Source organism: Silicimonas lutimaris, from assembly GCF_047314965.1.
GTDB lineage: Bacteria > Pseudomonadota > Alphaproteobacteria > Rhodobacterales > Rhodobacteraceae > JAVJUV01.
In genome coordinates this window covers 18,340-33,508 of record NZ_JBLBVK010000045.1, presented here as the reverse complement: position 1 = coordinate 33,508, position 15,169 = coordinate 18,340, and the positions used below count along the sequence as shown (strand labels likewise).

The window sequence follows — 15,169 nt, the reverse complement described above, 5'->3', positions numbered from 1 at the left end:
TATTTGCGCGATATCGGGCTGAATGATTAAAAGTTAGGCGCTGTGCAAAGCTGCTTCCATCAGGAGCATCAGCGCGTGGTTGACAGTGACTCGGCGCACGTTCTCGCGCCCGAGGGCGCCGAAATCGACAGTTTCTGTCTGTGTTTGTCCGCCCCGTCGCGCGATCCCGAAGCAGACCCGGCCTTCGGGCTTGTGTTCTGAGCCGCCAGGCCCCGCGATGCCAGTGACCGACACGGCGAGGTCCGCAACGGACCGCGCGATTGTGCCTTCCGCCATCGCCCGCGCCACTTCCTCCGAGACCGCGCCATGGGTGGATATTACCTCTGCCGGAACGCCAAGCATGTCCGTCTTGGCGCTGTTGGAGTAGGTGACGAAGCCGCGGTCGAACACGGCAGACGATCCGGGAATGTCGGTGAGCGCCGCCGAAACCATGCCGCCCGTGCAGCTTTCGGCGGTTGCGATCCGAAGGTTCAGCCGGCGGGCGACGTCAATCAGGGCTTCCGCGCTCATGGCTGGTTGGCAACCCCGGCGATAAAGCCCGCATGGGCCAGTGCGGCCGACAGCACGACGACGATCGCGGCGAATAGTCCGGCCCAGACATCGTCCAGCATGACCCCGGTTGCGTCGCCCCGCCGGTCGGCCTGTCCGACAAGCCACGGCTTCCAGACGTCGAAGAGACGGAAGAACACGAAGGCGACGACGAAGCCGGGCCAGAGCCGGTGCATCTCGACGCCGGCCGAATAGGCGCCCAGCGACACCGGGAGCAATGCGATCCACTGGCCCACCACCTCATCGATGACGATCCAGGACGGGTCGTGATCGTCGCCCGAGGCGGTTTCCTGCGCAGTCAGCCAGACACCGACCACGTAAAGGAGTGCCGCTCCGACGATCAGCGCAATGGGCCCGGCGACGGTATGTATGGCCCAGGCCGCGGGCAGGGCGGCCAGCGATCCCCATGTGCCAGGTGCGGGGCGCAGGTAGCCCGCGCCGAAGAAGGACAGGACCAGCCGCCTCATGACGCCACCAGCGTTGCCGTGGCGATGGCGGCAATGCCTTCCTCGCGGCCGGTAAAGCCCAGCTTCTCGGATGTCGTCGCCTTGACGCTCACGCGGCCCATCTCGATGCCGAGGATACGGGCCAGCTCGGCGCGCATCGCAGCAGCATGCGGGCCGATCTTGGGGCGTTCGCAGATCAGGGTGCAATCGACATTGGCGATGTGAAAGCCGCGGTTTTGCGCCCGTTCCGCCGCGTGCTCCAGAAAGATATGGCTGGCTGCGCCTTTCCATTGCGGGTCGGACGGCGGAAAATGCTGGCCGATATCTCCATCGGCCAGGGCGCCATAGATCGCGTCGGTGATCGCGTGCATACCCACGTCGGCGTCCGAATGGCCGCTCAGCGCTTTGTCGTGCGGGATGCGCACACCGCAAAGAATGACGTGATCTCCGGAAACGAAGCTGTGCACGTCGAATCCGTTGCCAAGACGGATGTCCATCGGGTTCATTCCTGTTCGGTCCGCGCATGATCCGGAAGGGCCGGGTCCGGACGCGGTCCATATGCTGTGGTCGGGCCTTGTGACACGTCTAGGGCGTGATGGCTCTGCTGACAATGGCGACGCTTTGCAGGTTGATGTGCACAATTTTTAAGCATATGCCATTTCGAGAGGCTTTTTGAGCCTGATAGGTTTGAGGGTTCCACCCCGGCAGCCTAGTTCTGATGCGACTGCACAAGGTTTTGGCATGACAATCGCCCTTTCGGACATTCGTCTGGATCCCCCCGTGTTCCTGGCCCCCATGGCCGGGATTACCGACCTGCCGTTCCGGCAGCTTGTCGCGCGTTTCGGCGCGGGGCTTGTCGTCAGCGAGATGGTCGCCAGCCAGGAAATGGTGCAGGCCAAACCCGGTGTCCGCGAGCGGGCCGAACTGGGGTTCGGCGAAGCGGCCACCTCGGTGCAGCTTGCCGGACGCGATGCGCGCTGGATGGCCGAGGCGGCGCGGATGGTCGCCGCGAACGGTGCGAAGATCATCGACATCAACATGGGCTGTCCGGCCAAGAAAGTAACGGGCGGGCTGTCCGGCTCCGCGCTCATGAAAACGCCGGATCACGCGCTCAGCCTGATCGAAGCCGTGGTGAGCGCCGTCGATGTGCCGGTCACCCTGAAGATGCGGCTCGGCTGGGACGACGACTGCCTGAATGCCCCGGATATCGCAACGCGGGCCGAAGCCGCGGGCGTGCGGATGATTACCGTTCATGGACGCACCAGGTGCCAGTTCTACAAGGGCCGCGCTGACTGGAAGGCCATTCGCGCAGTGAAGGAGGCGGTCTCGGTTCCCGTGGTCGCCAACGGCGATATCGTGACGCCCGCGGATGCGAAGGCGGCGCTGACGCAGTCGGGCGCCGATGGCGTGATGGTCGGACGCGGTATCCAGGGCGCGCCCTGGCGGTTGGCCGAGATCGCGCATGCCCTCGGACACGGTCCGGCGCCCGAGGTGCCCGAAGGCGACGACTTTGCCGCCATGGTCCGTGGTCACTACGACGCCACGCTGGACTTCTATGGCGATGAGTTGGGCGCGCGCGTCGTCCGCAAGCATCTCGGCTGGTACATGGACCGGGTCGGAACCCCGCCGGATCTTAGGAAACTCGTGCTTACCGCGCCGCCGAGCGACGTGCGCAAGGCCCTTCGTCCGGCGCTTCTCGGCCAGGAAAGGCGGGCGGCATGAACGTCTTTCAGGAGAACCTCTGGCAGTCGCTTCCGATCCCTGCCTTCCTTCTCGATCCCGGCGACATCATCGCCGAGGTGAACCCGGCCGCCGAAAGCTTTCTGAACGCGTCGTCGCGGTCCGTGCGCGGTGCGCCCGTGTTCGACATCCTCGCGATCGACGCGCCGCTCGACGACCAGTTCAAGCGGGTGCGCACCGATCAGTCCTCTCTGTTCATGAACAACGTCGATGTCGGCTCGGGCAACACGCAACCGGTGAACTGCAACATCCAGATGGCTCCGATGACCAGCATGCCGGGCTTCGTTCTCGTGCTGATGGAGCCGCGCATGATCGCCGACCGTCTGGGACGGTCGATGTCGGTGAAATCGGCGGCGCGGTCGGCCATTGGCATGGCCGAGATGCTGGCCCACGAGATCAAGAACCCGCTGGCCGGCATCACCGGAGCGGCGCAGCTGCTAAGCATGAACCTCGCCAAGGAAGACCTCGAGCTTACCGACCTGATCGTCAGCGAGACGCGGCGGATCGTGAAGCTTCTGGAGCAGGTCGAACAGTTCGGAAATCTCCGTCCGCCCGAGCGCAGGGCCGTCAATGTTCACGACCTTCTGGACCGCGCGCGCAAGTCCGCCGCGGTGGGTTTCGCAGCCCATATGAAGATCGTCGAGGAGTACGATCCGTCTCTGCCCGCCACCTGGGTCGACAGCGACCAGATGGTGCAGGTTTTCCTGAACCTCTTGAAGAACGCCGCCGAGGCGGCGCGGGGCGAGCCGGGACAGATCACGATCCGCACCTTCTACGACATGTCGCTCAGGCTCCGCCGCAAGGATGGCACCGCCGCGTTGCCGCTGCAGGTCGAGATCATGGACGATGGTCCGGGCCTGCCGCCCGAGATCGCCGCGGAGGCGTTCGAGCCCTTCGTTTCGGGCCGCGAGAACGGCACGGGTCTGGGATTGGCGCTGGTCTCGAAGATCATCTCCGACCACGAAGGCTGGGTCAGCGTCGACAGCGTTCCCGGCCGCACGGTTTTCCGAATTTCACTTCCCGTCGCGCCGCGAGGCAGCGGCGACGGCGGCAACGACAAGCAAAAGGGGTAGGACATGGACGGCACCATTCTGGTGGCAGACGACGATCGCACCATCCGCACGGTGCTGACGCAGGCTCTGACCCGTGCGGGGTGCAAGGTCCATGCCACTTCGTCCCTTGTCACGCTGATGCGCTGGGTCGAAGAGGGCAAGGGCGACCTCGTGATCTCGGACGTCATGATGCCGGACGGAAACGGGCTGGAGCAGTTGCCGAAGATCAACGAACTGCGCCCCGGCCTGCCGGTGATCGTCATCTCCGCGCAAAACACCATCATGACCGCCATCCAGGCGAACGAGGCCGACGCCTACGACTATCTGCCAAAACCTTTCGACCTGCCGGACCTGATGAAGCGCGCCAATCGGGCGCTTGAGGTCAAGCGCCGTGCGCCGCAGCCGCGTGGCGAGGTCGACACCGAGGCCGGCGACGATCTGCCGCTAGTGGGACGCACGCCGGCGATGCAGGCGCTCTACCGGCTCGTGGCACGGGTGATGAACGCCGATCTTCCGGTCCTGATCACCGGCGAAAGCGGCACCGGCAAATCGCTGATCGCGCGCGCGATCCACGACCTGTCCGACCGGCGCACCCTGCCGTTCGTCGTGGCGACGGCAGCCGACCTCGTGACTATGGACGGGCCCGCCACGCTGATCAGCCGCGCGCGCAACGGAACCCTGCTGTTCGACGAGGTCGCGGACCTGTCCGAGGATGCGCAGGCCCGGATCGTCCGCATGCTGGACAGTTTCGGCGACAGCGGTCCGCGCGTAATGGCCACCAGCCAGGCCGCCCTTGCCGATCGACTCGACAAGGGCACATTCCGGCAGGACCTGTTCTATCGGCTGGGCGGCGTCACGCTGACCGTTCCCAGCCTGCGCGAACGGGTCGAGGATATCCAGCTTCTGACCGAGCACTTCCTGGCCCGCGCGGAACGCGACGGCTTGCCGGTTCGCGCCTTCGAAAAGGATGCCCTGGAACTCATCCGCGCCTATTCCTGGCCCGGCAACGTTCGGCAACTGGAAAACACCGTGCGCCGCCTCGCGCTGACCGGCGGCGAAGAGCGGATCAGCCGCTCAGAGGTCGAACTGGTACTTGGCAACCAGCCCGCGATCGAGCCCCTGACCGGGGGCAGCGACGGAGACAAGCTTTCCGCCTCCATTGCAAAGCATCTGCGCCGGTATTTCGACCTCCACGGCGGTCAACTGCCCCCCCCCGGCCTGTACCAGAGAATCCTCCGCGAAGTGGAAACCCCTTTGATAGGAATAGCTTTGGACGCTACCGGTGGTAATCAGGCCAAGTGCGCGGATTTACTCGGGATTAACCGGAATACGCTGAGAAAGAAGATCACGGATCTCGATATCCGCGTGACACGGCGCCGCAAATTGATGTAAAACCGCAACATAGAGTGGCCAATTCGCGACTGTGGATAAATAAGGTCACCGATATTGGGCGGTCGCCGCGACCAGCGGCACATCATTTGGAGGCACCCTTTGGCGGGGCGCGCACGGGCACAGACCTGGGAAAAATTGAGCCGTATCAGGCGTTTGCGTCGTTTTCAAAACGCTGCAACCCTTGGGCTGGTCATCCTTGGCCCGGTGCTTGCGCTGCTGACTTTCCTCGTCCTCGGTCCGCTCGATCGATCCACAACCACCTTCTCCCTGCGACTCGTTCTGCTGGCCGACCTTGTCTATGTGCTGGTCGTTGCGGCGCTGGTTCTGGCCCGGATCGCTTCGATGATCGCAGCCCGGCGCGCGAAATCGGCAGGTTCCCGCCTGCACTTGCGCCTGACCGGGGTCTTCGCCCTGATCGCACTGATCCCAACTGTGACCGTCGCCGTTTTCGCTGGCCTGACGGTGAACGTCGGTCTTGAGGGATGGTTCTCGGAACGCGTCCGCGGGGTGGTCGGCGCCTCGCTGTCCGCTGCCGAAGCCTATCAGGAGGATGAGCGGCGAGACCTTCAGGACGACGCCCGCGCTCTTGCCGAATTTCTGAATGCGGCCCGTGCGCGTACGGTCTTCGTGTCCGACGGCGAACTGCGCCAGTTGCTGGGGCAGGGGCAGGCGTTGGTTCAGCGCGGTCTGCGCGAAGCCTTCGTGATCGACGGCACCGGCGACATCCGGGCGCGGGGAGAAAGGTCCTACCTTTTCGACTTCGAGGAACCCGGCAAGGACGCCCTGACCCGCGCAGGCGAAGGCGAGATCGTCATGATCCAGGACCTGGATGTCGATGAACTGCGCGCCCTTATGCGGCTCGATGCCTTTCCCGACCGGTATCTCTACATCAGCCGCACGGTGGACGGTGCGATTCTGGGGCTGCTCGACGAGGCTGCGGCGACCGCAACGCTCTACAACCAGCTCGAGGCCGAGCGCGGACGCATCGTGTTCGAATTCGGCCTTCTCTACCTCGGTTTCGCGGTGATCCTGATCCTTGCGGCGGTTTGGCTGGGACTCTGGTTCGCAGAACGCTTGTCCCGTCCCGTGGGCCGCCTTGCCGGCGCGGCGCAGCGGGTCGGCGCGGGAGACCTCGACGTTCAGGTTCCGGAAGAGCCCGGCGACGACGAGATCGCCATGCTCGGGCGTCTCTTCAACCAGATGACCCGGCAACTGAAGGGCCAGCGCGAGGCGCTGCTATCCACGAACCGTCAGATTGAACGCCGCCGCCGCCTGTTCGACAGCGTGCTGTCGTCAGTGACCGCCGGCGTGATCGGCCTGGACCCCGAAGGCAACATCACCTTCGTCAACCGCTCGGCCGAGCGGATCCTGTCGATGGAAGAAGACAGCGAAACGTCCGTTCCCCTGAAGGTCGCCGTGCCCGAATTCGGCGCCGTGCTTCAGCGCCTGCTGGACAGCGGCAAGGAGGTGGAGCAGGAGGAAATCCGGGTTTCCCGCAACGGCGTGGCCGAGACGCTTCTCGTGCGCATTGCCACGCGGCGCAATTCGGAAAGCGAAGCGGAAGGCTACGTGATCGCCTTCGACGACGTGACCGACCTTGTCACCGCGCAGCGCATGGCCGCCTGGGGCGACGTCGCGCGGCGCATCGCGCACGAGATCAAGAACCCCCTGACGCCGATTCAGCTTTCCGCCGGCCGGATCAAGCGAAAGTTCCGTGAAGCCGCAGGCGACGAGGCGGCCGCACTCGACCAGATGACGGACGTAATCGTTCGCCAGACCGAGGATCTGCGCCGTATCGTCGACGAGTTCTCCAAGTTCGCGCGGATGCCGGAGCCCGAGCGCACGCGGCAGGATCTCGCGCAGATCGTGCGCGACGCTGTCACGCTGCAGGAGGCCGCCGCCGAAACGCTGACGCTGGACTCCCGCGTGCCCGATACGCCGGTCCCGGCGGATCTCGATCAGACGATGATCGGGCAGGCGCTGACCAACCTCATCAAGAACGCCGGCGAGGCCATCGAAAGCCTGCATGAAAAGGGCAATGCCCCCGAGGGCCATGAACCGCGCGTGCTGGTCGAAATGCGCACCCAGGGTGACAAGGCGGTGATTTCCATCTCGGATAACGGCATCGGTCTTCCCGAAGATCGCTCTCGCCTGTTCGAGCCCTATGTCACGACGCGTGAAAAAGGCACAGGCCTCGGCCTGCCGATCGTGAAGAAGATCATCGAGGAACATGGTGGCACGCTGGTCCTGACCGACGCCGAGCCGCTGGACGGATCGGGCCAGATCGGGGCCCGGGCCGAAATAACCCTGCCCATCGAGGCAGCAAGCGAAACAACGCCTGATCTGCAGGTGGCCGAATAAAGAGGAGAGCAATTGATGGGCGATATTCTGATTGTCGATGACGAACGCGATATCCGTGAACTGATCTCGGATATTCTCAAGGACGAGGGGTTCACGACCCGTCTGGCCGGAACCTCGGACGAGGCGATGGCCCAGATGAACAAGGAGCCACCGGCGCTGATGATCCTCGACATCTGGCTCAAGGACTCGAACATGGACGGGATCGACATCCTGAAATCCGTGAAACGCGACAACCCGGAAGTGCCGGTGATCATCATTTCGGGGCACGGCAACATCGAGATCGCGGTCGCCGCGATCAAGCAGGGCGCCTACGATTTCATCGAGAAACCGTTCAACATCGACCAGCTTCTGGTGGTGATCACGCGGGCTATGGAGACCTCGCGTCTGCGCCGCGAGAACAGCGAACTGCGCCGCAAGGACGTCACCACGGCCGAGATGATCGGGTCCTCGCCGGCCTTCCGCGCGCTGAAGTCCCAGCTCGACAAGGTGACGAAGTCGAATGGCCGGGTCATGCTCAGCGGGCCGGCCGGGGCGGGCAAGGAGATCGCGGCCCGCTACATCCATGCCAACTCCGAACGTGCGAACGGGCCTTTCGTGTCGGTCAATTCGGCCTCGATCGAGGCGGACCGGATGGAAGAGGTGCTCTTCGGCCGGGAATCGGCGGGGCGCGGCGTCGAGCCGGGCCTTCTGGAGCAGGCCCATGGCGGCGTGATCTATTTCGACGAGGTGGCCGACATGCCGAGCGGCACCCAGTCCAAGATCCTGCGCGTCCTGACCGACCAGCAGTTCCAGCGCGTGGGCGGTGGCGACAAGGTGCGCGTGGACCTGCGCGTGATCTCGTCCACGACGCGGAACCTCGAGGCAGAGGTCGCGGCGGGCAACTTCCGGCAGGAGCTCTATCACCGGCTGAACGTCGTGCCCGTGGACGTGCCGTCCCTGGCCGAGCGCAGGGAAGACATCCCGGAACTGGCCGGCCATTTCATCGCCGCCTTCAACAAGTCCCAGGGACTTCCCCTGCGCGAATTGAGCGAGGACGCGGTCGCGATGCTGCAGACGATGAACTGGCCCGGCAACGTCCGCCAGCTGAAGAACGTCGTCGAGCGCGTGCTGATTCTCGGTGCCGACAAGGGCGAGATCGAGGCCTCGGAGATTCCCGGCGATGCCCAGCCGGCGGGTTCCGAAGAGGGCCGCGTGATCCTCTCGGGCAGCCTGGCCACGCTGCCGCTTCGCGAGGCGCGGGAATTGTTCGAGCGCGAGTACCTGCTGACCCAGATCAACCGGTTCGGCGGCAACATCAGCCGCACCGCGGGCTTTGTCGGCATGGAGCGCTCGGCGCTGCACAGGAAGCTGAAGTCGCTGAACGTGGTGACCTCGTCGCGCTCGGGCGCGCGCGTTGCGACGGTCGCCGAGGAAGAGGAAGAAGAAGACGCGTGAGACACGCGGTTTCGCCGCCTCCGGCGGCGATCCGCCGGGGGGCGCTCCCCCCCGGGCCCCCCGGGATATTTCAGGGCCGATGGAAGCCGGGGCTCAGGCCCCGAGGTAGTCCTCGTCGCTGACATGCTCGGCCCAGTCCACGCGCCGGCCGTCGATCGATTCCGCGATGGCGATATGGGTCATGGCCGTGCTGTCGGCGGCCCCGTGCCAGTGCCGCACGCCCGGCGGAAACCAGACGATGTCGCCGGGGCGGATTTCCTGCTTCGGCTCGCCTTCGATCCTTGCCCAGCCAAGCCCCGCGGTCACGATCAGCGTCTGTCCGAGCGGATGCGTGTGCCATGCGGTCCGCGCGCCCGGCGCGAACGTGACCGTCACGCCGCCCACGCGCGCGGGAGATTCGGTATTGAATTCCATATCCATGCGGACCTGGCCGGTGAAATAGCTTTCTGGCCCCTGTTTCGACGGCACCGCGCCGTTTCGCGTGATCTTCATGGACAGTGTCTCCCTTGCTTTGAGCGGATGCTAGCCGGACACGGCGCGGGTTCAAGAGCCTCGTTGCGCTTGATCCCGTTAACCGCGCGTGCCAGACAGTCGGGAACCGGGGCGGCCAAGAGGCATCCATGAAGGTCATCATCTGCGGTGCGGGCCAGGTCGGCTGGCAGATCGCGCGGCACCTCTCGGGTGAACGCAACGACGTCACCGTTGTCGACAACAATGCCGATCTGGTGCGTCGGGCGACCGATACGCTGGACGTGCAGGGTATCGCGGGCCATGCCAGTTATCCCGACATCCTGGAACGCGCCGGCGCGCGGGACGCGGACATGATCATCGCAGCAACCTTCTCGGACGAGGTGAACATGGTCACCTGCCAGGTGGCCCATTCGATCTTCTCGATCCCGCGCAAGATCGCGCGTCTGAGGTCGCAAAGCTATCTCACGGCGATCTATTCCGATCTCTATCGGCGCGACCACCTGCCGATCGACGTGGTGATCAGCCCCGAACGCGAAGTGGCCGAGGCGGCGCTGCGGCGTCTGAACGCCCCGGCGGCATTCGACACCGAGCTCTTTCTCGGGGGCAAGGTGCAGCTTCTCGGTATCCAGCTTGACGAGGACTGCCCGGTTTTGAACACGCCGCTTCGGCAACTGACCGACCTGTTTTCGACGCTGCGGGCCATCGTCGTGGGCGTGCGGCGGAACGAGAAACTCTTCGCACCCGAGCCGGGCGACCAGCTTTTTGCCGACGACCAGGTCTACGTGGTATCCCACAACGAGGACGTGACGCGCACCTTCGAGATCTTCGGCAAGACCGTGCACCGGCAGGAGCGTGTCGTGATCGTTGGCGGCGGCAACGTCGGTCTGGCGGTGGCCAAGGCGCTGGAGGGCCGGGCCGACCGGCTTCGGGCGAAGGTGATCGAGAAGAACCGCGCCTGCGCCGAACGGGCAGCGGATTCGCTGGAGCGGACTATCGTTCTGCATGGCGACGGGCTGAACATGGAGCTTCTGGCAGAGGCCGGCGTCGACCGCGCCGACGCCATCCTTGCGGTGACCGACGACGACAAGACCAACCTCCTGGCCAGCGTCAGGGCCAAGCAGGCGGGCTGCCCGATGGCCATCGCGCTGATCAACGATCCGACGCTTCTGCCGTTGATGGAGCCTCTGGAGATCGACGCCTACATCAACCCGCGCGCCACAACGGTCTCTTCGATCCTGCGCCATATCCGGCACGGGCGGGTGCGCGGCGTCTACTCGATCGGAGACGCGGAGGCCGAGGTGATCGAGGCGCAGATCCTCGGAACGTCGCCCATAGCCGGCAAGGCCATCCGCGACATCGACTTCCCCGAAGGCGTGCTGGTCGGCGCGGTGATGAAGGACGGCAAGGTGGTCAAGCCCACCGGGAGCCTGCGCATCGACGAGGGCGATGTGATCGTGGTCTTCGCCATGGCCGACGACGTGCCGGAGGTCGAGCGGCTGTTCCAGGTCTCGATCGACTTCTTCTGATGCTCGCCCGGTTCGCGGAACTGCCGTTCATCGTGATCCTGCTCGGGATCGGTGCGCTTGCGATGATGGTTCCCGCCGTACACGGTGTCGCGGTGAACGACCATGAAACCGCGCGGGCCTTTTTCTACTGGTCGATTCTGTTCCTCGTGCTCTTCGCGATGATCGCGCTCGCAACGGCGAATTACCGCATCCGGCGGCAGGGACGCAGCCACCTGATCTCGATCCTGATGACCTTCGCGGTCCTGCCCGTCATGCTGGCTGTGCCGTTCAACGAGGCCGTTCCGGACACGCGTTTCCTCAACGCCTATCTCGAAATGGTCTCCAGCCTGACAACCACGGGTCTGACACTGTTCGAAACCGACCGTCTGCCGCCCACCGTGCATCTCTGGCGCGCCTTCGTCGGCTGGATGGGCGGGCTCTTCATCTGGGTCACGGCCATCGCGGTCATGGCGCCCCTGAACCTCGGCGGTTTCGAGGTTTCGTCCACGCGCGAAGTGGGCAGCGGCGCGGCGGTCGGCACGATGCAGATCGATCGGGTCGCGGACGCGTCCGAGCGTCTGGTCCGGTTCGCGCTTCGCCTGCTGCCGATCTACGCGGGCCTGACAAGCGCGCTCTGGATCGCGCTCTTGATTGCTGGGGACAGCCCCTTGGTATCGTTCTGCCACGCGATGTCGACGATGGCGACATCCGGGATATCCCCCGTGGGTGGCATATCTGCCAACAACTCGGGCGTGGCGGGCGAGGCGCTCATGCTCCTTTTCATGGTGTTTGCCCTGACGCGCCTGACCTTTTCTTCGGACGAGCGTGCCGACGGGTGGCGAAGCCTGTGGCGGGATCCGGAACTGCGCTTTGGCCTGCTCATCATCCTGTCGCTGTCGACCCTGCTGTTCTTCCGTCATTTCGGCGCGAGTTTCGAGGAGGGTCTGGAGGTCACGGCTTTCGAAGGACTGATGGCACTTTGGGGATCGCTGTTCACGGTGACGTCGTTCCTGACCACCACCGGGTTCGAATCCAGCCACTGGGCCACGGCGCGGGCCTGGTCGGGCCTGGGCTCGCCGGGGGTGCTGCTTCTCGGTCTGGCGGTCTTTGGCGGTGGCGTGGCCACGACCGCGGGCGGGGTCAAGCTGCTCCGGGTCTATGCGCTCTACAAGCACGGACTGCGGGAGATGGAAAAGCTGGTCCAGCCGTCGTCGATCGGCGGCGCGGGGCAGGCGGCCCGGCGACTCCGCCGGCAGGGCGCCTATGTCGCATGGGTGTTCTTCATGCTGTTCGCGATGTCGATCGCTGTCGTCACACTTGGCCTGACCCTGGTGGCGGGCGTCGACTTCGAAAGCGCCATTATTTTGACCATTGCAACTCTGTCCACAACCGGTCCGCTGACCGAAGTTGCGGGAGACGTGCCTGTGAATCTCGCTCAACTGAACGATGCGGCAAAGGCGATTCTCAGTGCAGCCATGATTCTCGGTCGCCTTGAAACATTGGCGATCATTGCGCTTTTGAACCCCGAGTTCTGGCGTTAACGTACAGAAGCGATTGAAATGCCGTGAAAAAGGTCCGGATTGGGCCTTTTTTGGGGGTAGCCAGCGTCAATCGGGCGTTACATATTGTTTCCACGTTCCACCAGCCGGTGATTTTCCGGCGGAAAGAAAAAAGGCTAAAAAGCTCATGGCTTCGGACAGACAGAATTTGCAGGACGCATTTCTGAATCACGTTAGGAAGACAAAGGTTCCGGTGACCATCTTCCTGATCAATGGCGTCAAGCTGCAAGGTGTCATCACCTGGTTCGACAACTTTTGTGTGTTGCTGCGCCGCGATGGACAGTCGCAACTCGTCTACAAGCATGCGATTTCCACAATCATGCCGGCTCAGCCGATCAGTCTTTACGAGGGTGAAGAGTAAGATTGGAAAAGACGGCCGCGACAGAAACCCGCGCGCTCGTTCTGCATCCCGACATCACCAGCGAGCCTGACAGACGTGACGCGCGTTATGCGCTTGAGGAGGCCGTGTCGCTTGCTCATGCGTTGCCGGGCCTGGATGTCGTCGGGGCTCAGATCGTTCGGCTTCAGAAACCGCAACCGGGGATGCTGTTCGGAAAGGGCAAGATCGAGGAACTGGGCGCCCGCATTGCCGCCGAGGAGATCGGGCTGGTCCTGATCGATGGCCCCGTCACGCCGGTCCAGCAGCGCAATCTTGAACGCGAGTGGAAAACCAAGCTCCTCGACCGGACCGGACTCATCCTCGAAATCTTCTCCGACCGGGCCGCGACCCGCGAAGGCGTGCTTCAGGTCGAAATGGCGGCTCTCAGCTACCAGCGCACGCGACTTGTGCGCGCCTGGACCCACCTCGAACGCCAGCGCGGCGGACTCGGCTTTGTCGGCGGCCCCGGCGAAACCCAGATCGAGGCCGACCGCCGCGCCATCGACGAACAGCTGACCCGGCTCAAGCGGCAACTGGAGAAGGTCGTCAAGACCCGCAGTCTGCACCGTGCCGCGCGCGCCAAGGTGCCCTATCCGATCGTTGCGCTGGTGGGCTACACCAACGCAGGTAAGTCCACGCTGTTCAATCGCATGACGGGGGCCGAGGTTCTGGCGAAAGACATGCTGTTCGCCACGCTCGATCCCACCATGCGCGCCGTGCGGCTTCCCACAGGGCGCGACGTCATCCTCTCCGATACGGTGGGCTTTATTTCGGACCTGCCGACGCAACTCGTGGCGGCCTTCCGCGCCACATTGGAAGAAGTGCTCGAAGCCGATCTGATCCTCCACGTCCGCGATATCGCCCACCCGGAAACCGAGGAACAGGCAAAGGATGTCGAGACCATCCTCGAAGACCTGGGCGTCGCTCGCACCACGCCGCTGATCGAAGTCTGGAACAAGATCGATCTTCTCGAGCCGGCCGAACGCGAGGCGCTCGTGACGCTCGCCGCGCGCAAGGAAAACGTTCAGGCGATGTCAGCGGTGACGGGCGAGGGGCTGGACGCGGTCATCGCGGCCGTGACGTCGGAACTCGACCGGGACCGCGTGCAGGAGACCCTGCATCTCGGTCACGAGGACGGCCGCCGCCGGGCCTGGCTCTATGAACAGGGCGTGGTCGAGACAGAGATCAAGACCGAGGATGGCAGTGACCTGACTGTGAACTGGACACCGGCCCAGGCCGTGCGCTTCTCTCGCCTCTGAGGCTCAGGCCGTCAGCTTCTCACGGTCAAGGACGACCCGCCTCCAAAGCGCGGCTTCGTACCCCTTCAGGCAGGGAAATGCCGTGTGGACCGGGCGCTCCCCGACGATTTCGCGTACCCTCGCGGCATCCGCTTGGCCCAGCGAGGCAAGCGCCACGTCGCCAGGCAGAAGGCTCTCGCTTTGGCAGCCATTGGCGATCAGGCATTCGTGGCTGTCGCAGAGCACGTGGACATAGGTCAAGTCCCTGATCGGCGCGGGGCGCGCCCGTGGCAGATCGCGCGCGGCGACATAGGCGGCGTCGAGACCAAACAGAAGCTCGATATCCGGGTCGCGGACAAGAACGCGGTGCAGCGCCGACACCGTCAGGTCCGAGGATGGCATGCCCGGGGCAACGGATCCGGCCGGTATCAGGATTGGCTGAAGGGCCGGAAACGCCCGTAGCTCGCGTGCGCGAACATGTCGCTTCGCAGAGAACCGCACGGGCACATGCCGTCCGTCCAGTGTGGTCACCAGATCGCCCGGTGCAATCGCCTCGATCGGCCGCGGCCCGTCCGGCGTCTCGATCAGCGTGCCTTCCGTATAGCAGGCGAACAGACCCTGTATGGCATGCGCACCGTTCGGAAAGGCGTCCATGATGTCGAAATAGAACTGCGAGCCGTCAGAACCCGCGAGAAAGAAAAAGCGCTCCCCGGTCGCTTCGATGGTCAGCACATAGATTTCGGCACCGCGCAAATCCTCGCCGTTCACATTCGAGAGCTTGTTTGACTGAGGAAGGTAGCCGCCGAACTCCAGAACAAAGGTGTAGGGTGTCGGGTCGCTGTTCAAATACACGACCGTGTCCTCGTCTGCCGTTCCCGCGCCCTTGTTGAACTCGAGCTTCTCGTCGCCCCCTGCCGTCGCTTCAAAAGTCAGAAGCGTCGTCGGCTGCTGGTTCGTGCTCTCGGTGTTCAAAGAGGAGTTGTTCGCGCTGGAACTGTCGCCCCTGGCCCAGACGGAGAATGGCATGCCCGATCACCTTTTTT

The 15,169-nt window shown here is 64.2% G+C and carries 13 protein-coding genes and 1 pseudogene; 9 read left to right on the top strand and 5 right to left on the bottom strand.

Features of this window, described 5'->3' with window-relative positions; genetic code table 11:
• Positions 1–33 precede the first annotated feature (33 nt).
• The 3 genes and pseudogenes from ACKLNI_RS08440 to ispF form a co-directional block, all read right to left on the bottom strand.
• Positions 34–510, bottom strand: a complete 477-nt coding sequence (locus ACKLNI_RS08440) for a CinA family protein (RefSeq protein WP_413718623.1) — start codon at positions 508–510, stop codon at positions 34–36.
• Positions 507–1,016, bottom strand: coding sequence for a phosphatidylglycerophosphatase A family protein (locus ACKLNI_RS08435; RefSeq protein WP_413718622.1), 510 nt, complete (start codon positions 1,014–1,016; stop codon positions 507–509). The genes ACKLNI_RS08440 and ACKLNI_RS08435 overlap by 4 nt, the downstream gene beginning before the upstream one ends.
• Positions 1,013–1,492: pseudogene (gene ispF, locus ACKLNI_RS08430) on the bottom strand (2-C-methyl-D-erythritol 2,4-cyclodiphosphate synthase); the annotation flags it as partial. The pseudogene ispF and the gene ACKLNI_RS08435, both read right to left, overlap by 4 nt.
• A 244-nt stretch (positions 1,493–1,736) precedes the next feature.
• Here ispF and dusB point away from each other — a divergent pair.
• The 5 genes from dusB (at position 1,737) to ntrX (ending at position 8,974) form a co-directional block, all read left to right on the top strand.
• On the top strand, positions 1,737–2,717 hold the full coding sequence (dusB, locus tag ACKLNI_RS08425) for a tRNA dihydrouridine synthase DusB (protein ID WP_413718621.1): 981 nt from the start codon (positions 1,737–1,739) through the stop codon (positions 2,715–2,717).
• A complete protein-coding gene (locus ACKLNI_RS08420) occupies positions 2,714–3,808 on the top strand; it encodes a two-component system sensor histidine kinase NtrB (RefSeq protein WP_413718620.1) in 1,095 nt (364 codons plus the stop codon). Before dusB ends, ACKLNI_RS08420 begins: the two co-directional genes overlap by 4 nt.
• A gap of 3 nt (positions 3,809–3,811) precedes the next feature.
• Complete coding sequence (locus ACKLNI_RS08415; RefSeq protein ID WP_413718619.1) at positions 3,812–5,179, top strand: response regulator; 1,368 nt, start codon at positions 3,812–3,814, stop codon at positions 5,177–5,179.
• A gap of 99 nt (positions 5,180–5,278) precedes the next feature.
• The gene (locus ACKLNI_RS08410) at positions 5,279–7,540 is read left to right on the top strand and encodes a sensor histidine kinase NtrY-like (protein ID WP_413718618.1); all 2,262 of its coding nucleotides are present in this window, start codon (positions 5,279–5,281) and stop codon (positions 7,538–7,540) included.
• Positions 7,541–7,555: 15 nt separating this feature from the next.
• The gene (ntrX, locus tag ACKLNI_RS08405; protein ID WP_413718617.1) at positions 7,556–8,974 is read left to right on the top strand and encodes a nitrogen assimilation response regulator NtrX; all 1,419 of its coding nucleotides are present in this window, start codon (positions 7,556–7,558) and stop codon (positions 8,972–8,974) included.
• A gap of 93 nt (positions 8,975–9,067) precedes the next feature.
• Here the strand turns inward: ntrX and ACKLNI_RS08400 are convergent, their stop codons facing one another.
• Complete coding sequence (locus ACKLNI_RS08400) at positions 9,068–9,466, bottom strand: (R)-mandelonitrile lyase (protein WP_413718616.1); 399 nt, start codon at positions 9,464–9,466, stop codon at positions 9,068–9,070.
• Positions 9,467–9,594: 128 nt separating this feature from the next.
• On the opposite strand from ACKLNI_RS08400, the gene trkA reads away from it, so the two are divergent.
• From trkA to hflX, 4 genes are all read left to right on the top strand, one after another.
• Positions 9,595–10,971: a Trk system potassium transporter TrkA gene (gene trkA / locus ACKLNI_RS08395; RefSeq protein ID WP_413718615.1), complete on the top strand. Its 1,377-nt coding sequence runs from the start codon at positions 9,595–9,597 to the stop codon at positions 10,969–10,971.
• The gene (locus ACKLNI_RS08390) at positions 10,971–12,491 is read left to right on the top strand and encodes a TrkH family potassium uptake protein (RefSeq protein WP_413718614.1); all 1,521 of its coding nucleotides are present in this window, start codon (positions 10,971–10,973) and stop codon (positions 12,489–12,491) included. The genes trkA and ACKLNI_RS08390 overlap by 1 nt, the downstream gene beginning before the upstream one ends.
• Positions 12,492–12,636: 145 nt before the next feature.
• Positions 12,637–12,870 carry an RNA chaperone Hfq gene (gene hfq, locus ACKLNI_RS08385; protein ID WP_109758248.1) on the top strand — a complete coding sequence of 78 codons (234 nt, stop codon included), beginning with the start codon at positions 12,637–12,639 and terminating at the stop codon, positions 12,868–12,870.
• Positions 12,871–12,872: 2 nt separating this feature from the next.
• Entirely contained in the window at positions 12,873–14,147 is a 1,275-nt protein-coding gene (gene hflX / locus ACKLNI_RS08380) for a GTPase HflX (protein ID WP_413718613.1), read from the top strand.
• Between the two features lie 3 nt (positions 14,148–14,150).
• Here hflX and ACKLNI_RS08375 read toward each other — a convergent pair whose 3' ends face one another.
• A complete protein-coding gene (locus tag ACKLNI_RS08375) occupies positions 14,151–15,152 on the bottom strand; it encodes a Hint domain-containing protein (RefSeq protein WP_413718612.1) in 1,002 nt (333 codons plus the stop codon).
• Positions 15,153–15,169 lie beyond the last annotated feature (17 nt).